Below are 24917 nucleotides of genomic sequence, written 5' to 3' on the forward strand. Positions count from 1 at the left end.
CCGTGGATCCGGCTTGGGCAGGCCACTGTCGGCGATCCCTTGAGGACGGGCGCGAAGTGCGTGGGGGACGGGTCAATCTAGCCACCGATGTAATGCATCTCGACGCGCGGCTCGGCCGCGGCCGCCGGCGTGCCGCGCAGCTGCGAGTAGCGGTCGTTGCGGCCTGTCCAGACGTTGGCGACGGCGCCGGCGAGCTGCGCATCGTCGACGGGTTCGCCACGCAGCAGCGCGCGCAGGTCATGCCCGCGGTGCGCGAACAAGCAGGTGTAGAGCCGGCCTTCCGTCGACAGCCGTGCGCGGTTGCAGTCCCCGCAGAAGGCCTGAGTGACCGAGGAAATGACGCCGATCTCGCCGCCGCCGTCCGCATAGGCCCAGCGCTGGGCCGTCTCGCCCGGCGCGCTGTGTGACAGTGGAGCCAGGGGGAACTCGGCCGCGATGCGGCGCATCACCTCGGCGCTGGGCAGCACCTGGTCCATGCGCCAGCCATTGGTCGCGCCGACGTCCATGTATTCGATGAAGCGGAGCACGACGCCACTGTGCCTGAAGTGGCGGGCCATGGGCAGGATCTGGTCGTCGTTGACACCGCGCTGCACCACCATGTTGACCTTGATGGGCCCCAGGCCTGCGGCCTGCGCGGCGCGGATGCCGTCCAGCACATCGGCCACGGGGAAGCCGACATCGTTCATGCGCTGGAATACCGCGTCGTCCAGTCCGTCCAGGCTGACCGTCAGGCGATTCAGCCCGGCGGCGCGCAGTCCGGCAGCCTTCCTGACGAGCGTGGAGCCATTGGTGGTCAGCGTCAGGTCTGGCGTGCGGCCATCGGGCGTGCGCAGCCTGGCCAGCATCTCGATCAGTGTCTCCAGCCCGCGTCGCAGCGTGGGCTCGCCGCCGGTGATGCGCAGCTTCTCGACGCCCAGACCGACGAAGACGCGGGCGAGGCGCGTGATCTCTTCGAAGCTGAGCAGCTCGGCGTGAGGCAGGAATTCGTGGTGCTTGTCGAACACCTGCTTGGGCATGCAGTAGCCGCAGCGGAAGTTGCAGCGGTCCGTCACGGAGATGCGCAGGTCGCGCAGCGGCCTGCCCAGCGTGTCGGCCAGGGGAAGCGAGGGCAGCGCGGCCATGCCGACGGCGGGCAGCGGCGCGGCAGGCGCCTGGCGGGCGTCGTGCAGGGGAATCACGCGTGCTGACATGGTGTCGATTGTGTCAGTGACGGCAATACCGGGACTTGCGGTGGGGCGGCGGTCGCGCTTGAATGGCTGGCGATGGCTGACATCCTTCATCCAGACCTGCCGCACTTCGTTGCCTTCGGCGAGGCGTTGACGGACCTGATCCGGATCGGGCCTGACCGTTGGCGCAGCGCCTGCGGCGGCTCGCCGTGGAACGTGGCCGTGGCGATGTCTGCGCTGGGCCGGCTGAGTGCTTTCGGCGGTGCGATCAGCCAGGATCTTTTCGGCGCCGAGATCTGGCAGTGCAGCCAGGATGCCAACCTGGACATGCGCTTCATCCAGCAGCTGCCGCGGCCGCCGCTGCTGGCCATCGTGCACGAGCTGGACCCGCCGCGCTACTTCTTCATCGGCCAGGACAGCGCCGATCTGCACTTCCGCCCGGAGGGCCTGCCGGCAGGCTGGATGCGCTCGCTGCGCTGGGCCCACTTCGGCAGCCTCGGGTTGGTGCGCGAGCCCCTGGCGGGCCGGCTGCTGGCACTGGCCCAGACGCTGAAGAGCGAGGGCCGGTTGATCAGCTATGACCCCAACTTCCGCGCGCTGGCGATGGACTCGCGTTACGACGACACGTTGGCGCAGATGTGCCGGCTGGCCGACGTCATCAAGGTGTCCGATGAGGATCTGCGCGGCCTGTTCCGGGTGTCGGACCACCGCCTGGGGCTGGCCCAGATCGCCGCCTGGAATCCGGGCGCCTGGCTGCTGCTGACGCGCGGCGCAGCCGGTGCGACGCTGTACCACGGCGTGGAGGAATGCAGTGGCTTGCCGCCGCAGATTGACGTCATCGACACGGTAGGGGCAGGCGACTCAGCCCTTGCCGGCCTGCTGGACAGCCTGATGCGCAATGCCGGCGCGCCCGCCGAGGAGCATCTGCGCTGGGCGCTGGCGGCCGGGGCCGCCGCCTGCACGGCGCCCGGGTTTGCGCCGCCCAGGCACGGCCTCGTTGCGGCGCTGGCCGAAGACATCGAAGTCACCAAAAACTAGGGTTTTCCCACCCACCCCTTGATCCAGATCAAGCAGGCTTCTAGGATTAACCGACCGGTCGGTAGAGAAATTAATCCATGTCCGAACATCTGATCCAGATCGAGCAGCAGGGCGCCGTCCGCCTGCTGCGCCTGAACCGCCCCGAGGCGCTGAACGCGTTCACGACCGGCATGCTGGGCCAGTTGCGCGAGGCACTGGAGGCGGCAGCCGAAGAAGGCGATGTCCGCTGTGTGCTGATCACCGGCGCCGGCCGCGCCTTCAGTGCCGGCCAGGACCTGGCCGACCCGCATGTGGCACCCAGCCGTGACCCCGGCGCTCCACCCAAGGACATCGGCCATCTGCTGGAGCACTACTACATCCCGCTGGCGCTGCGCCTGCGCAGCATGCCCGTGCCGGTCGTCGCAGCCGTCAACGGCGTGGCGGCCGGCGCGGGCGCCAGCGTGGCGCTGGGCTGCGACCTTGTGGTGGCCGGTGAGAGCGCCAGCTTCATCCAGGCCTTCTCCAAGATCGGCCTGATCCCGGACTGTGGCGGCACGTGGCTGCTGCCCCGCCTGGTGGGCCGTGCGAAGGCCCTGGAGATGGCGCTGCTGGGCGACAAGCTCAAGGCGGCGGACGCCGAGCGGCTGGGGCTGATCGCCCGGGCTGTGCCGGACGCCGAACTGCCCGACATCGCGATGGCGCTGGCGCAGAAGCTGGCTGCCATGCCCACCCGGGCGCTGGCCGAGACACGCCGCGCGATGGACGAGGCGCTGAAGCTGGATTTCGAGTCCGCGCTCAGGCGCGAAGCGGGGTTGCAGAGCCAGCTGGGCTTCTCTTATGACTATCAGGAGGGCGCGGCCGCCTTCCTCGACAAGCGCAAGCCAGAGTTCAAGGACCGCTGATGGAGCCGCAAGCCATTGCCGACAGGGTCCGCGACGTGATGTTCGCGGACGACGCCGCCAGCCGCATGCTGGGCCTGCAGATCGCCGAGATCGCACCCGGGCGCGCCGTGCTGACCATGGCCGTGCGGCCCGACATGCTGAACGGCTTCGCGATCTGCCATGGCGGCCTGATCGCCACGCTGGCGGACTCGGCGTTCGCGTTCGCATGCAACAGCCGCAATGCGCTGACGGTGGCCTCGGGCTTTGGCATCGACATTCTGAAGAGTGCCAAGTTGAATGACGTGTTGACGGCGACGGCGGAGGAGACATCGCTGGCCGGTCGCACGGGGCTGTACGACATCACCGTACGCAACCAGAACGGCGACCTGATCGCCATGTTCCGAGGCCGTTCGTACCGCCTCGGCGAACGCAAGGTATTTGAAGCATGACTGTCAAGATTCCCCGCCCCGGCGACCTCGATCCCATCGAAACCGCCAGTCGTGACGAACTGCAGGCGCTGCAGCTGCAACGCCTGCGCTGGAGCCTGCAGCACGCCTACGACAACGTGCCGCACTACAAGGCCAAGTTCGACGAGAAGGGTGTGCATCCGTCCGAGCTGAAGACGCTCGCGGATGTCGCCAGGTTCCCGTTCACGACCAAGCACGACCTGCGCGCGAACTACCCCTTCGGCATGTTCGCCATGCCGCGCGAGAAGCTGGCGCGCATCCATGCGTCCTCGGGCACCACGGGCAAGCCCACCGTAGTCGGCTACACGCTGAAGGACATCGACAACTGGGCCAACCTGGTCGCGCGCTCCATCCGTGCCGCCGGTGGACGTGCCGGCGACCTGGTGCATGTCGCCTACGGTTACGGCCTGTTCACTGGCGGCCTGGGCGCGCACTACGGTGCCGAGCGCCTGGGCTGCACGGTCATCCCCATGAGTGGTGGCCAGACCGAGAAGCAGGTGCAGCTGATCACCGACTTCAAGCCCGACATCATCATGGTCACGCCCAGCTACATGCAGGTGCTGATCGAGGAGTTCGCCCGCCAGGGGCTGGATGCGCGTGAATCGTCGCTGAAGGTCGGCATCTTCGGCGCAGAGCCCTGGACCGAAGCCATGCGCAAGGAGATCGAGGCCGGCGCAGGCATCGATGCCGTGGACATCTACGGCCTGTCGGAGGTGATGGGCCCCGGCGTGGCCAGCGAATGCGTGGAGAGCAAGGACGGCCCGGCCATCTGGGAAGACCATTTCTATCCCGAGATCATTGATCCCGACACCGGCGAGGTGCTGCCCGACGGGGCCGAGGGCGAGCTGGTCTTCACGTCGCTGACCAAGGAGGCCATGCCCGTCATCCGCTACCGCACGCGCGACCTGACCCGCCTGCTGCCCCCCACATCACGCAGCATGCGCCGCATGGGCAAGATCGTCGGACGCAGCGACGACATGCTCATCATCCGCGGCGTCAACCTGTTCCCGACCCAGGTCGAAGAGCTGGTGCTGCAGGAGAAGGGCCTGGGCGGCCAGTACCAGCTCGTCGTCACGCGTGACGGCCACCTGGACGAGCTGCTGATCCGTTGCGAGCTGGCGCTGGGAGCGGCCGACGATGGCATCGCCCGCCGGCTGGCCGAACGCATCAAGAACCTGATCGGCGTGACGGCCAGCATCCAGGTCGAGCCGAACAACTCCATCGAACGGACGCTGGTCGGCAAGGCCCGTCGCGTGGTGGACCAACGCAAGAAGTAAGGAGCCGCAACCATGTACACCCAAGCCATGGATCTGATGGCGCGGGAAGCCAAGCCCAAGGTCGTCAAGAGCGCCGAGGAGCTGGCCCGCGAGGAGGCGTTTGAAGCCCGCATCGACGCCGGGGACTTCATCGAAGCCAAGGACTGGATGCCCGAGCATTACCGCAAGACGCTGGTGCGCCAGATCAGCCAGCATGCACACAGCGAGATCGTCGGCATGCTGCCCGAGGGCAACTGGATCACGCGCGCACCGACGCTCAAGCGCAAGGCCATCCTGCTGGCCAAGGTGCAGGACGAGGGCGGCCACGGCCTGTACCTCTATGCCGCTGCGGAGACCCTGGGCACCAGCCGCGACGAGATGACCGGCGCACTGCTGTCTGGCAAGGCCAAGTACAGCTCCATCTTCAACTACCCCACGCTGACCTGGGCTGACATCGGCGTCATCGGGTGGCTGGTGGATGGCGCGGCCATCATGAACCAGGTGCCGCTGTGCCGATGCTCCTATGCACCGTATGCGCGGGCCATGATCCGCGTCTGCCGCGAGGAGAGCTTCCACCAGCGCCAGGGTTACGAGAGCCTCTTGGTGATGATGCAAAAGGGCACGGCCGAGCAAAAGGCCATGGTGCAGGACGCCGTGAACCGCTGGTGGTGGCCTTCGCTGATGATGTTCGGCCCGGCCGACAAGGATTCGCCCAACTCCGAGCAGAGCATCCGCTGGGGAATCAAGCGCGTTACCAACGACCAGCTGCGCCAGAAGTTCGTCGATGCGACCATCCCTCAGGCCGAGATTCTCGGCGTGACGGTGCCGGACCCGGCGCTGAAATGGAACGCCGAGCGCGACAGCTATGACTTCGGCGCCATCGACTGGGCAGAGTTCTGGCGCGTGGTGGGCGGTGAAGGCCCCTGCAACCGCGAGCGCCTGGCCGCCCGCAACAAGGCCTGGGACGAGGGCGCCTGGGTGCGCGATGCGGCCATGGCCCATGCACGCAAGCAAGCCACGAAGGCGCAGGCCGCCTGAAAGATCACGACATGAGCAACACGCAAAACGAATGGCCGCTGTGGGAAGTCTTCGTCCGCAGCAAGGCGGGCCTGGACCACAAGCATTGCGGCAGCCTGCATGCGGCCGATTCGGCCATGGCCATCCAGATGGCGCGCGACGTGTACACGCGTCGCCAGGAAGGCACCAGCATCTGGGTCGTTCGCTCCGAGCAGATCGTCGCCAGTGACCCGGCCGAGAAGGGCAGCCTCTTCGAGCCGGCCGACGACAAGGTCTACCGCCATCCGACGTTCTACGAACTGCCGGATGAACTGAACCACATGTGATGGCCATGGACGCCAAGACCACCTACGTCCTGCGCCTTGCGGACACCTGCCTCATCCACAGCCAGCGGCTGTCCGAATGGTCCGGCCATGCGCCCGTGCTGGAGGAGGACCTGGCGCTGTCCAACATCGCGCTGGACCTGCTGGGTCAGGCCCGTGCGCTGCTGACCCACGCCGGCCAGCTCGAAGGCGCCGGCCGCGACGAAGACCAGCTCGCCTTCCTGCGCGAGGAGCGCGACTACCGCAACGTCGTCCTCGTCGAGCTGCCCAATGCCGCCGCCAGCCCGAGCGATGGCAGCGGCGGGCGCGACTTTGCGCTGACCACGCTGCGCAACGCGGCGATGGCGATCTGGCTGGAGCTCCTGTACGAGCGCCTGCAGGGCGGCGTCGACACGGAGCTGGCCGGGATCGCCGCCAAGTCGCTGAAGGAGGTGCGCTACCACCGCCAGCATTCCAGCGACTGGGTCGTGCGCCTGGGTGACGGCACGCCCGAGTCCAATGCCCGCATGCAGGCGGCGCTGGCCGTGCTGTGGCCCTACTTCAACGAGCTGTTCGCCGCCGACGGCGTGGACGGCGTCGGGCCGGCCTGGAAGGAGCTGGAGCCTGAATGGCGTGCCCGCTGGGGCACGCTGATGCAGGAGGCCACGCTTGCGCTGCCGCGTGACAGCGCGATGCAGCCGCGCGGCATCGACGGCATCCATAGCGAGCACATGGGCCACATGCTGGGCACGATGCAGTTCCTGCAGCGCAGCTATCCCGGGGGCGTGTGGTGAACCTCGTGGACCTGGCAGCGGCTCGCGAGCGCCTTGCCGCCGTGCCTGATCCCGAGATCCCGGCGATCAGCCTGGTGGAGCTGGGCATCGTGCGTGATCTGCGCAAAACCGAAGCTGGCCTGGAAGTGGTGCTGACGCCCACCTACAGCGGCTGCCCGGCCACTGAGCTGATCGCCGATGACGTGCGCGCCGCGCTGGCCGGGTTTGGCGACGTGACCGTCACGATGCAGCGCACGCCGGCCTGGACGACGGACTGGATCACGCCTGAGGGCCGCGAGAAGCTGCAGCACTACGGCATCGTGCCGCCGCAGTGCAGCGCCGAGCAGGCCATCCGCGTCGTGCCCAGGCTGCGCTGTCCGCGCTGCGATGGCGCCAGGACGGAACAACTCTCCCGCTTCGGCTCCACCGCGTGCAAGTCGACGTGGCGCTGCATCGAATGCGGCGAGCCCTTCGAATACTTCAAGCCGATCTGATCCGACGATGGCTCTGCATTTCCACTCCCTGCGCGTGACTTCGGTCGAGCGCGACACCGACGACGCGATGGTCGTCGGCTTCGAGGCGCCCGCCGAGGGCTTCGGCTTCGAGCCGGGCCAGTACCTGACGCTGCGTGCCAGCGTGGGCGGGCAGGAGCTGCGTCGCAGCTATTCCATATGCTCCGACCGCCGCCTGCAGGTCGGCATCCGCCGCGTCGAAGGCGGGGCCTTCTCCACCTGGGTGCACGAGCAGCTCAAGGCCGGCGACGTCATCGAGTCCTATCCGCCGCAAGGGCGCTTCGTGCTGCCGGCTGCGCGCGGCGAAGGCCGGCACGTGCTCTTCATCGCCGGCGGCTCGGGCATCACGCCCATCATCGCCCTGCTGACGGCGCTGCTGGAACGCGAGCCCACCGCGCGTGCGACGCTGATCTACGCCAACCGCCGTACCGCGTCGACGATGTTCAAGGAAGAGCTCGAAGACCTGAAGAACCGCTTCATGACGCGGCTGTCGCTGCACCTGATCTTCAGCCGCGAGGCCGTGGACGCGCCGCTGTACGGCGGCCGGCTTGACGCAGGCAAGCTCAGTGTTTTCCTGTCTGGCCCCGTGCCGGCTGCCAGCGTTGACGAGGTATTCGTCTGCGGGCCTTTCGAGATGAACGACCAGGCCGAGGCGGCGCTGCGCGGAGCCGGTGTCCCGGCCGAGCGCATCCATATCGAGCGCTTCGGCACGCCGGAGACGCTGACCGGTCGGCCTGTGCCGCACGAGGTCAAGCCCGGCGACGCGCCCCAGGCGCGCGTGACCGTCATCCGTGACGGCCTGTCGCGGGAGATCGAGTTCCATTCCGGGGACCCCAGCCTGCTGGACGCTGCCGCGCGCGAGGGCATGGACGTGCCGTTCTCGTGCAAGAGCGGGGTCTGCTCCACCTGCCGCTGCAAGCTCGTGGAGGGCGAGGTGCGCATGGACAAGAACTTCGCCTTGGACAAGGACGAGGTCGCGGCCGGCTTCATCCTGAGCTGCCAGGCCCACCCGCTGACCGAACGCGTGGTGATCAGCTTCGACGAACGCTGAAACAATGGCGCCCCTCGTCCAAGGACACCCTTGGCCGGTCCCCTTTGGGGACGGCGAGGCTTGCGGCATCGTGCTGCAGGCGCATCGCCGGCGCGGGTCGGCCAGGGTGCGACCCGGTGCCCGGCCCGCAACCGCTCACTGACATGGCCAGAAAACGCGCCCCCGGATTTGAAGCCCAACGCGAGGACATCCTCGCCGCCGCTGCCCACCTGTTCGCCGAACAGGGCTTCAGCGCGACGTCCATGAACCAGGTCGCCGAGGCCTGCGGCGTCGCCAAGCCGACGCTGTACCACTACTTCCAGGACAAGCAGGAGCTGCTGGCGCAGATCTGCGATGGCCATGTGCATGCGCTGCTGAAGCTGGTGGAGGAGGTGAAGGCGCGTTCGCTCCCGCCCGACGAGCAACTACGCGCCCTCATCGAGCGTTTCACGCTCGCCTATGCCGATGCCCAGGACCAGCACCGTGTGCTCACCAGCGAGATCCGCTTTCTGGTAGATGCGGAGCGCGAGCGCTTGCTGGACGTGGAGCGCCGCGTCGTCGCCGAGTTCGCCACGGCGCTGTTCCGCGTGCGGCCCGAATTGCGCGAAGCCGGGCTGCACAAGCCCTTGACCATGCTGCTTTTTGGCATGATCAACTGGACCCACACGTGGCTGCGTCCCGACGGCGACCTGTCGCACGAGGCGCTCGCGGCCCTGGTCAGCGACCTGTTCTTCGGCGGTCTCGGCGCGGTACAGCTGCGCCAGCCCGCCCTCATTCAATAACCCACCGAGGAGACGACCCCCATGAAGCAATTCAAGCAACTCGCCCTGGCCCTGGCCGCCACGCTGAGCCTGGCCGCGCACGCCGACATCAATGTCGGCGTCACGGTCTCGGCCACCGGCCCGGCCGCCTCGCTGGGCATTCCCGAGAAGAACACCATCGCGCTGATGCCGACGACCATCGCCGGCCAGAAGGTCAACTACATCGTGCTGGACGACGCTTCCGACACGACCACGGCCGTCGCCAACACGCGCAAGTTCATCACCGAGAACAAGGTCGACATCGTCATCGGCTCCACCGTCACGCCCAACTCGCTGGCGATGATCGACGCGGTGTCCGAGTCCGGCACGCCGATGATCTCCATGGCCGCGTCTGCCCGCATCGTCGAGCCCATGGACGCGAAGAAGAAGTGGGTCTTCAAGACGCCGCAGAACGACATCATGATGACTTTGGCCATCATGACCCACATGGCCGACAACGGCGCCAAGACGGTGGCTTTCATCGGCTTCGCCGACGCCTACGGCGAGGGCTGGTGGGGCGAGTTCCAGAAGATCGCCGCGACGAAGAAGCTCAACATCGTCGCCAGCGAGCGCTACAACCGCACGGACACGTCGGTCACCGGCCAGGTGCTCAAGCTGGTCGCCGCAAGGCCGGACGCGATCCTGATCGCCGGCTCGGGCACACCCGCAGCGCTGCCGCAGAAGGCGCTCAAGGAGCGCGGCTACGCCGGCAAGATCTACCAGACCCACGGCGTCGCCAACAACGACTTTCTGCGCGTGGGCGGCAAGGACGTCGAAGGCACGTTGCTGCCGTCCGGTCCGGTGCTGGTGGCCTCGCAGCTGCCGGCAGACCATCCGGTGAAGAAGAGCGCGATGGACTACATCGCCAAGTACGAGGCCGCCAACGGCAAGGGCTCCGTGTCCACCTTTGGCGGTCACGCCTGGGACGCCGGCCTGCTGCTCGCCGCCGCTGCTCCCGAAGCGCTGAAGAAGGCCCAGCCGGGCACACCCGCCTTCCGCGCCGCGCTTCGCGATGCGCTGGAGAACGTCAAGGACGTGGCCGGCGCGCACGGCGTGTTCAACATGTCCCCGCAGGACCATCTGGGCCTGGACCAGCGCGCCCGCGTGATGGTGACCATCCAGAACGGCGCCTGGAAGCTCATCAAGTAAGTGCTTCGCCGCGGTTCAAGCCGCGGCACCCATGGACCGCTCCTTTCGGGAGCGGTCTGTCGAACGGCCGGCGCAGTGCGCGGCCTTGAGGATAGAGAGATGGCAGTTTCCACACTCCAGAGCTATATCGCCGGCCGCTGGGTCGGCGAGCGCGCGGCCAAGCCGCTCGCCAGCGCAATCAATGGCCGTGTCGTCGCGTACACGCACGAGGAAGGTCTGGACTTTGCCGAGGCGATGGCCTTCGCGCGCGGCACCGCACTGCCCGGCCTGCTGCGCACGCACTTCCAGGACCGCGCCCGCGTGCTCAAGGCGCTGGCGGCCTACCTGATGGAGCGCAAGGAGCAGCTCTACGCGATCAGTGCCCATACCGGCTCGACGCGTTCGGACTCGTGGATAGATATCGAGGGCGGCATCGGCACGTTGTTCGCGTACGCCTCCATCGGGGGCAAGGACCTGCCCAGCAGCAACGTGCTGCACGAGGGGCCGCCCATGCGGCTGGGTGCCAACAACCACTTCATCGGCAGCCACGTGCTGGTGCCCAAGCGCGGCGTCGCGCTGCACATCAACGCGTTCAACTTCCCGATGTGGGGGATGCTGGAGAAATTTGCCCCCAGCTTCCTGGCCGGCATGCCCTGCCTGGTCAAGCCCGCCACGGCGACGAGCTATGTCGCCGAGGCCTGCGTGCGCCTGATCGTCGAGTCTGGCCTGGTGCCCACTGGCGCGCTGCAGCTCATCGTGGGCGGCACGGGCGACCTGTTCGAGCGTCTCGACGAGGCTGACGTCGTCACGTTCACCGGCAGCGCGGACACCGCGCTGATGCTGAAGGCCCACCCGAACCTGCTGAAGAAGAGCATCCCTTTCAATGCGGAGGCCGACAGCCTGAACTGCGCGATCCTCGCGCCCGACGTGACGCCGGACGATCCGGAGTTCGACCTCTTCATCAAGGAAGTGGCCCGGGAGATGACGGCCAAGGCGGGCCAGAAGTGCACGGCCATTCGCCGCACGCTGGTGCCGCGCCACCTGACCGACGCGGTCGCGACCGCGTTGAAGGCGCGGCTGTCCAAGACGGTCGTCGGCGACCCGGCCGTGGAAGGCGTGCGCATGGGCGCGCTGGCCAGCAAGGCGCAGCAGGCCGACGTGGCCGAGCGCGTCGCGCAGCTGGCGCAGAACTGCGAGCTGCTGCTCAGCGAGCGCGATGGCTTCGCGCCCAAGGGCGAGGGCGTATCCGACGGCTCGTTCTTCGCGCCGACACTGCTGCTGGCGCGGGATTCGGCATCCAGCGACGCCCACCACCTGGAGGCTTTCGGCCCGGTGACGACGCTGTTGCCGTACGGCGACTTCGAGGAGGCGTTGCATTTGGCGACTCTCGGCCGTGGCAGCCTGGTCGGCACCGTCTGCACGAAGACACCGGCGCTTGCCGCGCAGGCTGTGCCGACCTTCGCCGCCTGGCATGGCCGCATGCTGGTGCTGGACCGCGAGGCTGCGCTGGAAAACACCGGCCACGGCTCGCCACTGCCCAAGCTGAAGCACGGCGGCCCTGGCCGCGCTGGCGGCGGCGAGGAGCTTGGCGGCCTGCGCGCCGTGAAGCACTACCTGCAGCGTTGTGCGGTGCAGGGCTCGCCGACGATGATCTCGGCCGTCACGGGCGAGTACCAGCGTGGTGGCGCCGTCACCGAAAGCGACATCCATCCGTTCCGCCGCTACTTCGAGGACGTCGAGGTCGGGATGAGCCTGCTCACGCACCGCCGCACGGTGGGCGAGGCTGACATCGTCGCGTTCGGCGGGCTGTCGGGCGACTACTTCTACATGCACTTCGACGACGTCGCGGCCAAGGCCTCGCCATTCGGCCAACGCATTGCGCATGGCTACTTCGTGCTGTCGGCGGCCGCTGGCCTGTTCGTCAGCCCGGCGCCCGGCCCGGTGCTGGCCAACTACGGCCTGGAGAACCTGCGTTTCGTCACGCCGGTCGCCATCGGCGACACCATCCAGGCGCGCCTCACCGCCAAGCGCAAGATCGACCGCCCGCCGCGCGACGATCAGCCCGCCCAAGGCGTCATCGGCTGGGACGTGGCCGTGACCAACCAGCGCGGCGAGCTGTGCGCGAGCTACGAGATCCTGACGCTGGTGGCGAAGCGGGTCGCGGGCTGAGGCCCGCGGGGCGGCGGGTCAGCGGGCGGCTGGCACTTCCGCCGCCGCCTTCAGGTCGGCGCGGCGGGCGCCGGTGAAGCGCTTGGCCCAGTAGGAGTCGCGCATGTCCTCCACGCGCACGGCACTGCCTGTGCGCGGGGCATGGATGAACTTGCCCTCGCCGACGTAGATGCCCACGTGGCTGAAGGTGCGCCGCATCGTGTTGAAGAACACGAGGTCGCCGGGCTTGAGCTCATCGCGGCGGATGGACAGCAGGCTGCTGTCCCTGGCCTGCTCGTCGGCACGGCGTGGCAGCACGAGGCCCACGCTCATCTCGAAGATGTGACGCGTGAAGCCGCTGCAGTCGAAGCCGTTCTCGACCGAGTTGCCACCGAGCTTGTAGCGCACGCCGAGGAAGTTCATCGCCGACAGCACCAGCTCGGAGGCGGTGTCACGCACGCTGGCCAGCAGCCGGGATGAGCCGCTGGGCTCCGCACCGCCGTTCAGCAGGCCGCGCTCGCTCAGGAAGCGGCTGACGGCGTCCTGGGTCGGTGCGTGCCTGCCGGCTGGGGCGGCTTGCGTGGTGGCCTTGTCCGCGGCGGCCTGCTGCTGTTGCAGGCTCTGGCCGTAGGCGCCCGTCATCGTTCCCGGCGGCGGAGTCGTCGCGGCATGCGCCACGCCCTGCGCATGCGCGGCACAACCGGCGGCCAGCAGGCAGGCGGAGGCAAGGCGCTTCAGCAGGGCAACGGGGGCCAGGGACATGCGGGAAGGGGTGCGGGATCAGGGGCGGACCGCAGGCGGTCGCGATAGCGGGAACGGGACAGCGGCGCGGAGGTTAGAGAGGGCATCCGGCACCGTCAATCAAAGCGGACGTAAAGCCAGCTATTTTCAGGGCAAACCCCGGCTTCGTCGGGCGTGAACTCCGTAGTAACCCTGGATTTTGTCACGGATGCCACGGGGTCAGACTGACGTCAGTGCCCGCTGCGCACACTGGCTGGCATGACGCAGACCTACGCCGACTTCCATCAGCGCTCGCTGACCGAGCGCGACGCCTTCTGGGCCGAGCAGGCCCGCCGCATCGACTGGCAGGTGCCGCCGCAGCAGGTCTGCGACAGCAGCCGCCCGCCGTTCGCAAAGTGGTTCGTCGGCGGCACCACCAACCTCTGCCACAACGCCGTGGACCGCCACGCCGCCGCACGGCCGGATGACGCCGCGCTGATCTGGGTGTCCACCGAGGTGGGCAAGGAGGTCGTCTACAGCTTCGCCCAGCTGCAGGCCGAGGTCGAGACCATGGCCGCCATCCTGGTCGCCCAGGGCGTGGGGCAGGGTGACCGCGTGCTGATCTACATGCCCATGATTCCAGAGGCGGCCTTCGCGATGCTGGCCTGTGCCCGCATCGGCGCGATCCACTCGGTGGTGTTCGGCGGCTTCGCGTCGGTGAGCCTGGGCAGCCGCATCGACGATGCCTCGCCCAAGCTCATCGTCAGCGCCGATGCCGGCAGTCGCGGCGGCAAGGTGGTGCCCTACAAGCCGCTGCTGGACGAGGCCATCGCGCTGGCCGTCCAGAAGCCGGCCAAGGTGTTGATGGTGGACCGCGGCCTGGCTGCGTTCACGCCGGTCCAGGGGCGCGACCTGGACTACGCGGCGCAACGCAGCCAGCACGCCGGCACCCGTGTGCCGGTGGCCTGGCTGGAGTCCAACAGCATCAGCTACACGCTCTACACGAGCGGCACCACCGGCAAGCCGAAGGGCGTGCAGCGTGACGTGGGCGGGTACGCGGTGGCGCTGGCCACCAGCATGGACTACATCTTCGGCGGCAAGGCCGGCGAGACCTACTTCTCCACCAGCGACATCGGCTGGGTCGTGGGCCACAGCTACATCATCTACGGCCCGCTGATCGCCGGCATGGCCACGCTCATGTATGAAGGCCTGCCTGTCAACCCTGACGCCGCCATCTGGTGGAGCCTGGTCGAGAAGTACAAGGTCACGGTGATGTTCAGCGCGCCGACCGCGGTGCGCGTGCTCAAGAAGCATGATCCGGCGCTGCTGAAGCGCCACGACCTGTCGTCATTGCGCGCGCTCTTCCTGGCCGGCGAGCCGCTGGACGAGCCCACGGGCCGCTGGATCGCCGATGCTCTGGGCGTGCCCATCGTCGACAACTACTGGCAGACCGAGACGGGCTGGCCGCTGCTCACGGTGGCCAACCACATCCCCGGCGTCGCGCCGGTGCCCACGCGCTTCGGCTCACCTGGCCTGCCCATGTACGGCTACGACGTGAAGCTGCTGGACGAGCAGACCGGGGAGCCGCTGACCGGCCCCAACCAGAAGGGCGTGCTCGCCATCGAGCACCCGCTGCCGCCGGGCTGCCTGCAGACGGTCTGGGGCGACGACGAGCGCTTCGTGCGCACGTACTGGAGCAGCGTGCCGGGCCGGCAGGTCTATTCGACCTTCGACTGGGGCCTGCGCGACGAGGATGGCTACACCTTCATTCTCGGCCGCACCGACGACGTCATCAACGTGGCCGGCCACCGCCTGGGCACGCGTGAGATCGAGGAGAGCATCTCCAGCCACGCCGCGGTGGCCGAGGTGGCGGTGGTGGGCGTGGCGGACCAGCTCAAGGGCCAGGTAGCCATCGCTTTCGCGGTGCTGCGCGACCCCGCCCAGGCCAGCTTGGCGTTGGAGGGCGAGATCATGAAGCACGTTGACGGGCAGCTTGGTGCCGTTGCTCGTCCGGCGCGGGTGCATTTCGTCGGCGTGCTCCCCAAGACCCGCTCGGGCAAGCTGCTGCGCCGTGCCTTGCAGGCCGTCGCCGAGGGGCGTGATCCGGGGGACTTGACGACGCTGGACGATCCCAACGCTCTCGCCCAGGTGAAAACCCTGCTGCAGAAATAGGGGCGTGCCGAACGGCTGAACGCGGCAGGACCGAGAGAATCGCGCCCTTCCCACAAGGAGACGCGATGAAGCCCGTCCTGACCACCCTTGCCGCATTGGCGTTGAGCGCCGTTGCCGCCCAGGCCCAGCCCAAGCTGCCGGCCCCCAACTTCCCGACCTTCGGCTCCACTGCCGATGTGCAGAGCCGTTGCGACGACGGACTCAAGGGCGCCAAGCAACGCGTCGCCGCATTGGAGAAGCGCAAGGTCGATGCTGGCTGGCTGGCCGCCTACGACGACCTCGTGGTCTTTCTGGAAGACCACCAGGGACCCAACGATTTCATCCTGAATGTCCACGCCGACAAGGCCATCCGCGACGCCGCCCAGGCCTGCTCGCTGCGCTGGGCCGACTTCGGCTCCAGCCTGGGCCAGAACGAGAAGGTCTACCGCGCGCTGCAGAAGGTGCCCAAGAAGGATGGCATCGATGCCGAGTTCGTGCGCCTGGCCTCGGGCCAGTTCGAGGACAGCGGCGTCGCCCTGCCCAAGGCCAAGCGCGAGCGCGCCAAGCAGATCCTGGACAAGCTGACCGAGCTGGACCAGCAGTTCAACAAGAATATCCGCGACGCCGGCACCCGCGTGGCCTTCACCGAGGCCGAGTTGAAGGGCGTGCCCGAGAGCGTGTGGGCCAAGGCCAAGCGCGACGACCAGGGCCGCATCCTGCTGGGTGTGGACTACCCGAGCTATGTGCCCGTCATGCGCCTGGCCGAGAGCGGCGAGGCGCGCCAGCGGATGTGGCTGGCCAAGACCAACGAGGGCGGCCAGGCCAACCTCGACCTGCTGGCGCAAATCGTCACGCTGCGCGGTGAGTACGCAAAGCTCTTCGGCTTCGACAACTATGTCGACTTCAACCTGCGCCGGCGCATGGCCAAGGACGGTGCGACCGCCACGCGTTTCCTTGACGCCGTCACGGGTGCCGTCAACGAGCGCGAGAAGAGCGAACTGCAGGAACTGCGCGCCGCCAAGGCCCAGCACGTCGGTACGCCGCTGGAGCAGACCAAGGTCGAGCGCTGGGATGCCACTTTCTACAGCGAACGCGTCAAACTGCAGAAGTTCAGTGTCGACCAGAACGCGTTCCGCCCCTACTTCCCGCCGCAGGCCAGCCTGGAGTTCGCGCTGCGCATCATCGAGAAGACGATGGGCGTGAAGTACCAGCGTGTCGACAACAAGCTCTGGCACGACGAAGCCCAGACCTACGTGGTCAGCGATGCGGCCTCGGGCAAGCCCATCGCCCAGATGTACGTGGACCTCTATCCGCGCGATGGCAAGTACAACCACGCCGCCGTCTGGCCGCTGCGTGGCAGCGCCACGCGCATCGCTCGCACGCCAGTGGCGTCCCTGGTGGTCAACTTCGACCGTAACGGCCTGACGCTGGATGAGGTGGAGACCCTGCTGCACGAGCTGGGCCATGCGGTGCACGTGAACCTGTCCAGCACCCGTTACGCGGGGACGGCTGGTACGACGGTCATGCTCGACTTCGTCGAGGCGCCGTCGCAGATGCTGGAGGACTGGGTTTACGACAAGCAGGTGCTCAAGCTGATGCAGGAAGTCTGCCCGAGCTGCAAGCCCGTGCCGGATGCGATGGTGGAGCAGGCCAAGGCGGCCAAGCAGTACGGCAAGGGCAGCCAGTTCGGGCGCCAGCATCTTTACGCCAGCTACGACATCGCGCTGCACCAAAGCGCCAAGCCCGAACCCATGCCACTGTGGGCCAAGATGGAAGGCGCGACACCGTTGGGTCATGTGCAGGGCACGATGTTCCCGGCCGGCTTCGCCCACATCGCGGGCGGCTATGGCGCAGGCTACTACGGCTATCTGTGGAGCCTGGTCGTGGCGATGGACCTGCGCACCGCCTTCGCGGCAGACAAGCTGGACGCCTCCGTCGGCAAGCGCTATCGCGACCTGGTGCTGGGCCAGGGCGCGCAGAAGCCTGCGCCGGAGCTGGTCAAGGACTTCCTGGGCCGCGAGTCCAACTCGCAGGCCTTCTTCGAGTACCTGAAGAAGTAGGCCGCGTCAGCGGCCTTCAATGGCCTTCAGTGGCCGCAACTGCTGGAGCCGCAGCCTGAGCTGCCGGCTTCAGCAGTGCTCGCTTCGCGGCATTCGCCTGTCACCGGGTCGAAGCCGCGCTGCTCCATCGTGTAGACCAGCGCCGCGTCCATCATCTCGGCATGCTGCGGGAACCACTGGGCCAGCTCGCCGCGCAGGATGTTCAGCGGCTCACGGTCGTTCAGCTCGGTGGCATAGCGCAGCGCCTCGCGCATGACGCGCAACACCATCGCATGCTGGCTGGCATGGCAGTTCTGCGCATCGAACCCGCAACGCGCCATCCAGTCCTCCTCCATCGCGAAGTGGGCCTCGGTGTGCGCCAGCAGCGCGTGATAGGCGGGCAGGGCGTCCGTGCCGCCGTCCAGCGCGGCGCCGAAGGCGTTCAGGTGCTCGACGAACTCCTGATGGGTGGTATCCAGCTGCGGCTGGTTCAGGACGAGGGATTCGGTCCAGGCAAGGGTGCTCATCTGACAGATGCTAGGTGGCGGGTCTCGCGACGGTGTTGAGCCAGCTCAAGCCAGACGCGCGCGGTGGCGAGCCACCTGGGCGCGCACCTGGGCCGGCGCCGTGCCGCCCAGCACGTTGCGGGCGTTCAGCGAGCCTTCCAGCGACAGCACGTCGAACACGTCGGCCTCGACGCGGGCATCGAAGGCCTTCAATTCATCCAGTGTCAGCGCGGCCAGGTCCACGCCCTTGGCCGTCGCCGTCTTCACGGCATGGGCGACGACCTCGTGCGCGTCGCGGAAGGGCAGGCCCTTCTTGACAAGATAGTCGGCCAAGTCGGTGGCGGTCGCGTGACCCTTGAGCGCCGCGGCGCGCATGGCCTCGGGCTTGACGGTCAGGCCGGCCAGCATGTCGGCAAAGATGCGCAGCGTGTCCTTCAAGGTGTCGACCGTGTCGAACAAGGGCTCCTTGTCCTCCTGGTTGTCCTTGTTGTAGGCCAGAGGCTGGCCCTTCATCAGCGTGACCAGGCCGACGAGATGGCCGACGACGCGGCCTGTCTTGCCGCGCGCCAGCTCGGGAACGTCGGGGTTCTTCTTCTGCGGCATGATCGACGAGCCCGTGCAGAAGGCGTCGGGCAGCGCGATGAAGCCGAAGTTCTGGCTCATCCACAGGATCAGCTCCTCGGACAGCCGCGAGATGTGCAGCATGACGAGGGACGCCGCCGCCGAGAACTCGATGGCGAAGTCGCGGTCGCTGACCGCGTCCAGGCTGTTCTGCGCGCAGGCCTCCATGCCCAGCGTCTTCGCGACGCGCTCACGGTCCAGAGGGTAGCTGGTGCCGGCCAGCGCCGCGGCGCCCAGGGGCAGGCGGTTGACGCGCTTGCGGGTGTCGGCCATGCGTTCGGCGTCGCGGGCAAACATCTCCACGTAGGCCAGCAGATGGTGGCCGAAGCTGACCGGCTGCGCCACCTGCAGGTGGGTGAAGCCGGGCAGGATGACGTCGGCATGCTCGCCGGCCTTCTCGACCATGACGCGCTGCAGGGCCTTGAGCAGCCCGGAAATCTCGTCGATCTCACCGCGCAGCCACAGGCGCACGTCGGTGGCGACCTGGTCGTTGCGGCTGCGGCCCGTGTGCAAGCGCTTGCCGGCGATGCCCACGCGCTCAGTCAGGCGCGCCTCGATGTTGAGGTGCACGTCCTCCAGGTCCAGCTTCCATTCGAACTGGCCGGCCTCGATCTCGGCCGCGATCTCGTTCAGGCCGCGCTGGATGGCGGCATGGTCCTCGACGCTCAGGATGCCTTGTGCGGCCAGCATCTCCGCATGCGCCAGGCTGCCCGTGATGTCCGCGCGCCAGAGGCGCTGGTCGAAACCCACGCTGGCCGTGTAGCGCTTGACCAGATCGCTCATGGGTTCGGAGAACAGGGCGGACCAGGCTTGGGATTTGTTGGCGAGTTGGTTGTCTGACATGGGGCAGCGGGGAAATCAGCGCGCAAAATGCGCCGCAGCCTGGGATTATCGAGCCCCCGTACAAGGAGGGCCTTGACCGGTCCGGGGTGGGGCGCAACGTCTGCCGGCGCGACGGGCAGGCACACGCACAACACTGGCCGGCCTGGGCGCGGCCCTGCATCGGCCCGCGGGCCTTGGATGTCGTCATTGCGCAACGGACCACTGTGATGCTCTTCTTCAAGCGCCGCGCCGAACCTCGATCCAGCGTCTGGCATGAATCCATGCAGCTCAGCCAGTGGCTGGGTTTCGCGCCCAACGAGCTTCCCGAGCTTCCCGAGCTGAGCAAAGCCCCGCTGCTGGACCCGACGCGGGCCTTCGACGTCTGCCACGTGGGCCTGGTGCTGCGCGCGGTCCTGGGCGTGCAGCTGCTGCTGGGCCTGGGCACGGCGCTCGTCGCCCGTGACGCCGCTCAGTGGCTGGCGCTGACGGCCAATGGCACCGTCGTCACCATGTTCGCCGTGCTGTCCTGGCTGCTGGCGGTCTGCGCAGCCAAGCGGCTGTGGCCACGCCTGCCCGAGCCCGCGCAATGGCTGGCGCTGATGGGCCTGGGCGCCGTCGGCGCGCTGATGGGCTTCGGCCTGCTGAGCCTGACGAGCGACGAGCCTCCGGGCAGCTGGCGGATTGCCAGCGTTGCCGCGTGCGGCGCCAGCGGCGCGGGTCTGCTGCTGGCCTGGCTCAAGCTGCGTGAGCACACGCAGCGGCCCGCCGACGCGCTGGCCCAGCTCGTCGAGCTGCAGTCGCGCATCCGGCCGCACTTCCTCTTCAACACGTTGAATAGCGCCATCGCCCTCGTGCAGGTGGACCCGGCCCGCGCCGAGAGCGTGCTGGAGGATCTGGCCGAGCTGTTCCGCGTCGCGCTGGCAGATGCCAGCGCCTCGGTGACGCTGGCCGAGGAGGTGGAGCTGGCGCGCCGTTACCTCGCCATCGAGCAGATCCGCTTCGGCAAGCGGCTGCGCATCGCCTGGCATCTGGACCCCGAAGCCAGCGGGGCGCGCGTGCCGCCGCTGCTGCTGCAGCCGCTGGTGGAGAACGCGGTGCGCCACGGCGTGGAGCCCAACGATGAGGGGGGCGAGTTGGAGGTCCGCACGCTGCGGCGCGGCGGGGAGGTCGAGATCCGCATCGTCAACACGGTGGGTGCACCGGCCCGCACGGCCGGCCACGGCCTGGCCCTGCGCAACGTGCGCCAGCGCCTGAGGCTGATGCACGACGTCGCCGCACGCTTCGACATCGAATCCACCGCACAGCGCTTTTCCTTGCGGATACTCCTGCCCTCATGACCCCAGCGTTGCGCGTCCTCATCGTCGACGATGAACCCCTGGCCCGCTTGAGGCTTCGCGGCCTCGTCGACGCCATCCCCGAGCCGCGCTGCGAGGTCGTCGCCGAGGCCGCCACTGCCTCCCAGGCGGCGGCCTGGCTGCGCGAGCATGGCTGCGATGTCGTGCTGCTGGACGTGCAGATGCCTGGCGCCGACGGCCTGCAGTTCGCCGATGGCCTGGCCCGGCGCCAAGCCGTGCAGCCGGGCCTGCCTGCGCCGTTCATCATCTTCGTGACGGCCCATGCCGCGCATGCGCTGCGCGCCTTCGAGCTGGAGGCACTGGACTACCTGACCAAGCCCGTGCGCCGCGAACGCCTGCAGGCCGCGCTGGCGCGCGCCGCGCAGCGTCTGTCGGAGCGCGCGGCGGTGCAGACTGCGCTGCCGTCCGATGCGCCGACCGCCCCCGAGCCTGCCGACTTCATCACGCTGACCGACCGCGGCCGCCTGCTGCGCGTGCCGCTGGCCGAGGTGCTGTACTTCAAGGCCGAGCTGAAGTACCTGACGCTGCGCACCGCCAGCGAAAGCCATGTGATGGATGGCGCGCTGTCCGAGCTGGAGCAGCGCCTGGGCGAACGTTTCCTGCGCGTGCACCGCAATGCGCTGGTGGCGCGCTGGGCGGTACGCGAACTGGAGCGCCACGCGGCTACCAATTTCGGCGATCTTGATGGTGTCGATTCCACCGATGCGGCCGACAGCTGGGCTGTGCGCATCGTGCATGTGGATGAGTGGCTGGCCGTATCGAGGCGCCAGGTGGCGGCGGTGCGGGAGGCGCTGGCCGGGCAGGCCAGGTGAGGCTCGGGTCGGCGGGCCTGCGCTGGGCGCTGGGACTGGCTCTGCTGGCGGCCGCGCTGGGCCTGGGGACGGCCGTGTGGCGGCAACTCGCCGGGCTTGCGGAGCCCTCCGCGCATGGCTCGCCGGTGGCCGGGGTGCAGCAGCCAGCGCGCGAGGCGCCGCAGGCGGTGACCATGCCCGGTCTCGCAGCGGCAGGCGTCTCGACCACTTCGGCCGCGACCTCAGCCCCTGCCGGCCCGGCAGTTGACGGGGCACAGGTCCCGCCGGAGGGGATGGAGGTCTGTGGCATCGGCCAGGTGACGGCAGGCATGCTGCAAAGCTGGCTGGCCGACGCCGTAGGTGCCAAGTCCTGGCTGCAGGCGCGTGAGGCTGAACTGCAGCAGCGTGTGGACACCGGGTTGGCTCGCATCGCGGCACGCCTGGCGGCCGGCAACGAGAGCCAGCAGGTGGCCGCGCGGTTGCTGATGGGCGATGTGGAGGGGGCTGCCCTGCTGGCCGCGCGCGGCCGCAATGCGGGGGCCTACCAGATGGCCTTGCAGGCTTGCGGGTCGGCGCGGGCGGCTTCGCCACCCAACTGCGCGGGCCTGAGCGCGCAACGCTGGATCGAACTGGACCCAAGCGACGCGCGGCCCTGGCTGCGCCTGATGGACGAGGCGCGCAGCCGCGGCGATGCGCAGGCGGTGGACGCGGCGCTGGCCGAGGCCGCCGTGCGGCCCCGGCTATCCGACGGCGGGTACCTGCTGGAAGCGCATGTCGTCCAGTTGCTGGATCTGATGCCTGACGTGCTTACGCGTGCACAGGCCCTGATCAAGGTCATAGGCATGGACGGTGCGATGACGGGGTACGAGGTGGCCGCGCCGATTAAGCCCTGCCACGGCGACGAACTGCGGCGCCCGCAGCGGCTGCAGCATTGCCAGGCGGTCGGACGCCAGACCCTGGCCGCTTCCAGCAGCCTGCTGGATGCCCAGTTGGCGCAAAAGGTGGCTGAGCGCGCCGGCGTGCCACCCGAGCAGCAGGCCTATGGTGCGGCGACCCTGAAGGCTGCGCAGGGCGCTTGGCAGGAGATGGTGTTCGCCGGCATTGGAGTGGATTGCGGGTCAATGGCGCGCATGAACGAAATCTCGGTCAAACGCGCAGCCCAGGGCGAACTGTCCATGGCGTTGTCGCTGCTGCCGGCCGAGGCCACGCCACGGCCCGTCGCGGGGGGGATGTCGCGTTGAGCCTGGAGCGGCCGGGGCGGGCGGGGAGGCGCGTCGCGCTGGCGTTCGCGTTGGCGTCAACGCTGCTGGGCGCCGCGCTGCTGGCATGGTGGCTTAGTCCGCTTGAGGAGCTGCCGCTGGAGCCTGGGGCCGTGGAGCTTGCGGCCGGGCCGGCCATGACTGCACCGGTGATGGCGGGGGATGCGAGCGCGGCGGCGGAGGTCGCGGCTGCGGCGCGTCCGGCCTCGGACACCTCGCCGGCAGACAAGGAGTTCGTCGAGGTATGCGGTCTTGGCAAGGTGCGTCGCGGCGAGCTGGAGGACAGCCTGCAGGAGGACGGCGAGGCGCCGTCCAAGTCGGCCTGGGCGCAGGCACTGGACCGACAGGCCAAGCAGGGCCTGGCCGATGTGCTGAAGCGCCTGGATGCCGGGTCCCTGAAGCAGCGCGTGGCCGCCGCCGTGTTGCGCGCAGACGTGCAGGCCGCGGCCGAGCTGGCGGCGTCCACCGATGACGCCGCCGCCTACCGCATCGCGCTGCGAGCCTGCCGCAGGGACTCCACCTATCGGTCGGCGTACCCGTATGCCAGCCAGCAGCAGGCCCGGCTTGCGGCTTCCGTGGCCAGCGGGGTCCGGGTTCCAGAGCCGCCAGTGCCAGGCCCCATCCCAGTCGCCTGCGCCGCACTCAACCTTGAACGGCTCGAGCTGCTGGACCCAGGTGATGCCTGGCCTTGGTTGCTGCACCTTGAGGACGCGCATGGCGACGCGGCGGCCATCTCGCAGGCCCTATACCAGCTTGCTCAGCGGCGGCGCCTGTCTGCCAACACCCATGCCCTCGTCACCGCGATGGCCGGCGTCATCGGCACGGAACCGACGCCGGGCGAGACCTGGGCGCTGGTCAGCGCCATGGGCGTGGACGGCGCCTCGATGACTGAGGGTTCGCTGCTCAGCGTCGGGCGGGCCTGCCGTCCTGATGCGCTGCGCGACGCGAACCGGCGCCAGCTCTGCGAGCAGGTCGTACGCCGGGCGCCGGACATGGCGCTCGATGTGATGGCCTCCCGCATGCTCCATACACTGGAAGAGCGGCTCGGCCTTCCTCATAGCCCCAAGGCGCTGTCGCGCGAGGAGGCGGATCGTGCTCAGGGTGCCATCGCGGAGGTCAGCATGCGCTGGGCGGCTGAGCCTACCTGCGCCCACGTCGGGGGCATGGGCCGCCACCTCGTGAAGCTGGCGCGAGAGGGTGAGCTGGCGGTCATCAAGGCCTATCTGAAGACCACGCCGGCCTCGGCCCCGCACTGACTCAGTGTGCCGGAGCCTGCTGCAGGCCGGCCAGGCTTTGCTGTACCAGCGCATTGACGCGCGCGGCTTCGGTGATTGGGGCCATGTGCCCGGCACCTTCCAACATCTGCAGCGTGGCCTGCGGCAGCTGCCCGGCCAGGCGCTGGGCCACGCGGCGGGCGCTGGCGCGAGTCGCGGTGCCGCAGATCAGCCGCACCGGCATGTGCAGGAGACCCAGCTGGCGGTCATCCCACCGCGCGGTGAACAGGGCTTCGAAATGGCGGCGCACGGTCGGCATGGCCTCGGCGACGCGCAGTTGCTGGGCAGCGTCCATCTCCGGCCAGACGTCGCGGCCGTGCCAGTAGGCACAGAAGCCGCGGGCGGCGCCGAAGTCGTCGCCACGGTCCAGCATCGCGTCCAGGCGCGCGGCGGCCTCGCGGATCTCCCGCCATGCGGGCTCCGCCGGACCCGGGGCCGGCAGCACGCCGAAGGCTGCGGGCTCATACAGCGTCAGTGACAGCACGCGGCCCGGCTGCAGCAGCGCCACCTGCAGTGCGACAGCGCCGCCGTAGCTGTGGCCGACGAGATGGAAACCATGCTCGGCGGGGAAGGGCAGACCGGCCAGTACGCCGTGGGCCTCGACGGACAGCCGGTTGGGCATCAGCTCGGGCCAGCCGGGCCGGCCGCCGTGCCCGTAGAGATCGGGTGCGTGCCAGGGCCGCGCAGCACCGCCATCGGCGATGAGGCGGCGCCACTGGCGGCCGCTCGCGGCGCTGGAATGCAGGCAGACGACGGGGGAGGCGTGGGGCTCGGTCATGGCGGTCTCCGTGGATGCCGGCATCCTCCAGGGGCTTCGTTTCAGCCGGACTGCGCCGCGTGGTGGCGTGGGTTTCAATCGTTTCAGCGCGATGCTTAGACCTT

Annotated in this window: 23 protein-coding genes; 18 read left to right on the plus strand and 5 right to left on the minus strand. The window is 68.7% G+C overall.

Features of this window, described 5'->3' with window-relative positions:
• Nucleotides 1-77: 77 nt before the first annotated feature.
• A complete protein-coding gene (gene moaA / locus QM732_RS04395; RefSeq protein WP_415654974.1) occupies nucleotides 78-1190 on the minus strand; it encodes a GTP 3',8-cyclase MoaA in 1113 nt (370 codons plus the stop codon).
• A gap of 72 nt (nucleotides 1191-1262) precedes the next feature.
• Here moaA and QM732_RS04400 point away from each other — a divergent pair, with 72 nt between their 5' ends.
• From QM732_RS04400 to paaZ, 12 genes are all read left to right on the plus strand, one after another.
• The gene (locus QM732_RS04400; protein ID WP_415654975.1) at nucleotides 1263-2204 is read left to right on the plus strand and encodes a carbohydrate kinase family protein; all 942 of its coding nucleotides are present in this window, start codon (nucleotides 1263-1265) and stop codon (nucleotides 2202-2204) included.
• A gap of 77 nt (nucleotides 2205-2281) precedes the next feature.
• Complete coding sequence (locus QM732_RS04405; RefSeq protein ID WP_415654976.1) at nucleotides 2282-3085, plus strand: enoyl-CoA hydratase-related protein; 804 nt, start codon at nucleotides 2282-2284, stop codon at nucleotides 3083-3085.
• Nucleotides 3085-3513 carry a hydroxyphenylacetyl-CoA thioesterase PaaI gene (gene paaI / locus QM732_RS04410; RefSeq protein ID WP_415654977.1) on the plus strand — a complete coding sequence of 143 codons (429 nt, stop codon included), beginning with the start codon at nucleotides 3085-3087 and terminating at the stop codon, nucleotides 3511-3513. Before QM732_RS04405 ends, paaI begins: the two co-directional genes overlap by 1 nt.
• Nucleotides 3510-4808, plus strand: coding sequence for a phenylacetate--CoA ligase PaaK (gene paaK, locus QM732_RS04415; RefSeq protein WP_415654978.1), 1299 nt, complete (start codon nucleotides 3510-3512; stop codon nucleotides 4806-4808). The genes paaI and paaK overlap by 4 nt, the downstream gene beginning before the upstream one ends.
• 12 nt (nucleotides 4809-4820) lie before the next feature.
• Nucleotides 4821-5825 (plus strand): 1,2-phenylacetyl-CoA epoxidase subunit PaaA, encoded by a 1005-nt coding sequence (paaA, locus tag QM732_RS04420; protein ID WP_415654979.1) that lies wholly within the window; start codon nucleotides 4821-4823, stop codon nucleotides 5823-5825.
• An 11-nt stretch (nucleotides 5826-5836) separates the two neighbouring features.
• On the plus strand, nucleotides 5837-6130 hold the full coding sequence (paaB, locus tag QM732_RS04425; protein WP_415654980.1) for a 1,2-phenylacetyl-CoA epoxidase subunit PaaB: 294 nt from the start codon (nucleotides 5837-5839) through the stop codon (nucleotides 6128-6130).
• On the plus strand, nucleotides 6130-6900 hold the full coding sequence (gene paaC / locus QM732_RS04430) for a 1,2-phenylacetyl-CoA epoxidase subunit PaaC (protein WP_415654981.1): 771 nt from the start codon (nucleotides 6130-6132) through the stop codon (nucleotides 6898-6900). Before paaB ends, paaC begins: the two co-directional genes overlap by 1 nt.
• Nucleotides 6897-7373: a 1,2-phenylacetyl-CoA epoxidase subunit PaaD gene (paaD, locus tag QM732_RS04435; protein WP_415654982.1), complete on the plus strand. Its 477-nt coding sequence runs from the start codon at nucleotides 6897-6899 to the stop codon at nucleotides 7371-7373. The genes paaC and paaD overlap by 4 nt, the downstream gene beginning before the upstream one ends.
• A 7-nt stretch (nucleotides 7374-7380) precedes the next feature.
• Entirely contained in the window at nucleotides 7381-8442 is a 1062-nt protein-coding gene (gene paaE / locus QM732_RS04440) for a 1,2-phenylacetyl-CoA epoxidase subunit PaaE (protein ID WP_415654983.1), read from the plus strand.
• Nucleotides 8443-8585: 143 nt separating this feature from the next.
• Nucleotides 8586-9203, plus strand: a complete 618-nt coding sequence (locus tag QM732_RS04445; protein WP_415654984.1) for a TetR/AcrR family transcriptional regulator — start codon at nucleotides 8586-8588, stop codon at nucleotides 9201-9203.
• 21 nt (nucleotides 9204-9224) lie between these two features.
• The gene (locus QM732_RS04450; RefSeq protein ID WP_415654985.1) at nucleotides 9225-10370 is read left to right on the plus strand and encodes an ABC transporter substrate-binding protein; all 1146 of its coding nucleotides are present in this window, start codon (nucleotides 9225-9227) and stop codon (nucleotides 10368-10370) included.
• Between the two features lie 99 nt (nucleotides 10371-10469).
• Nucleotides 10470-12518 (plus strand): phenylacetic acid degradation bifunctional protein PaaZ, encoded by a 2049-nt coding sequence (gene paaZ / locus QM732_RS04455; RefSeq protein ID WP_415654986.1) that lies wholly within the window; start codon nucleotides 10470-10472, stop codon nucleotides 12516-12518.
• An 18-nt stretch (nucleotides 12519-12536) separates the two neighbouring features.
• Here the strand turns inward: paaZ and QM732_RS04460 are convergent, their stop codons facing one another.
• Nucleotides 12537-13259 (minus strand): C40 family peptidase, encoded by a 723-nt coding sequence (locus tag QM732_RS04460; RefSeq protein ID WP_415654987.1) that lies wholly within the window; start codon nucleotides 13257-13259, stop codon nucleotides 12537-12539.
• A gap of 237 nt (nucleotides 13260-13496) precedes the next feature.
• Between QM732_RS04460 and QM732_RS04465 the strand changes: the two genes are divergently transcribed.
• Both QM732_RS04465 and QM732_RS04470 read left to right on the plus strand, forming a co-directional pair.
• The gene (locus QM732_RS04465; protein ID WP_415654988.1) at nucleotides 13497-15389 is read left to right on the plus strand and encodes a propionate--CoA ligase; all 1893 of its coding nucleotides are present in this window, start codon (nucleotides 13497-13499) and stop codon (nucleotides 15387-15389) included.
• A gap of 65 nt (nucleotides 15390-15454) precedes the next feature.
• Complete coding sequence (locus tag QM732_RS04470) at nucleotides 15455-17428, plus strand: M3 family metallopeptidase (protein WP_415654989.1); 1974 nt, start codon at nucleotides 15455-15457, stop codon at nucleotides 17426-17428.
• Between the two features lie 26 nt (nucleotides 17429-17454).
• On the opposite strand, the gene QM732_RS04475 is transcribed toward QM732_RS04470, so the two are convergent.
• The gene (locus QM732_RS04475) at nucleotides 17455-17934 is read right to left on the minus strand and encodes a hemerythrin domain-containing protein (RefSeq protein WP_415654990.1); all 480 of its coding nucleotides are present in this window, start codon (nucleotides 17932-17934) and stop codon (nucleotides 17455-17457) included.
• Nucleotides 17935-17979: 45 nt separating this feature from the next.
• A complete protein-coding gene (gene argH, locus QM732_RS04480) occupies nucleotides 17980-19377 on the minus strand; it encodes an argininosuccinate lyase (RefSeq protein ID WP_415654991.1) in 1398 nt (465 codons plus the stop codon).
• A 206-nt stretch (nucleotides 19378-19583) separates the two neighbouring features.
• Between argH and QM732_RS04485 the strand changes: the two genes are divergently transcribed.
• Genes QM732_RS04485 through QM732_RS04500 form a run of 4 tightly spaced genes read left to right on the plus strand, consistent with a single transcriptional unit; the run spans nucleotide 19584 to nucleotide 24017 of the window.
• On the plus strand, nucleotides 19584-20693 hold the full coding sequence (locus QM732_RS04485) for a sensor histidine kinase (RefSeq protein WP_415654992.1): 1110 nt from the start codon (nucleotides 19584-19586) through the stop codon (nucleotides 20691-20693).
• Nucleotides 20690-21523, plus strand: a complete 834-nt coding sequence (locus QM732_RS04490; protein WP_415654993.1) for a LytR/AlgR family response regulator transcription factor — start codon at nucleotides 20690-20692, stop codon at nucleotides 21521-21523. Before QM732_RS04485 ends, QM732_RS04490 begins: the two co-directional genes overlap by 4 nt.
• On the plus strand, nucleotides 21457-22743 hold the full coding sequence (locus QM732_RS04495) for a hypothetical protein (RefSeq protein WP_415654994.1): 1287 nt from the start codon (nucleotides 21457-21459) through the stop codon (nucleotides 22741-22743). The genes QM732_RS04490 and QM732_RS04495 overlap by 67 nt, the downstream gene beginning before the upstream one ends.
• Nucleotides 22740-24017, plus strand: a complete 1278-nt coding sequence (locus QM732_RS04500) for a hypothetical protein (protein WP_415654995.1) — start codon at nucleotides 22740-22742, stop codon at nucleotides 24015-24017. Before QM732_RS04495 ends, QM732_RS04500 begins: the two co-directional genes overlap by 4 nt.
• Before the next feature lies 1 nt (nucleotide 24018).
• Here the strand turns inward: QM732_RS04500 and QM732_RS04505 are convergent, their stop codons facing one another.
• On the minus strand, nucleotides 24019-24813 hold the full coding sequence (locus tag QM732_RS04505; RefSeq protein WP_415654996.1) for an alpha/beta fold hydrolase: 795 nt from the start codon (nucleotides 24811-24813) through the stop codon (nucleotides 24019-24021).
• Nucleotides 24814-24917 lie beyond the last annotated feature (104 nt).

Origin of the sequence: Roseateles sp. (assembly GCF_047654805.1) — a bacterium.
In the GTDB taxonomy this organism is placed as follows: Bacteria; Pseudomonadota; Gammaproteobacteria; order Burkholderiales; family Burkholderiaceae_C; genus Pelomonas.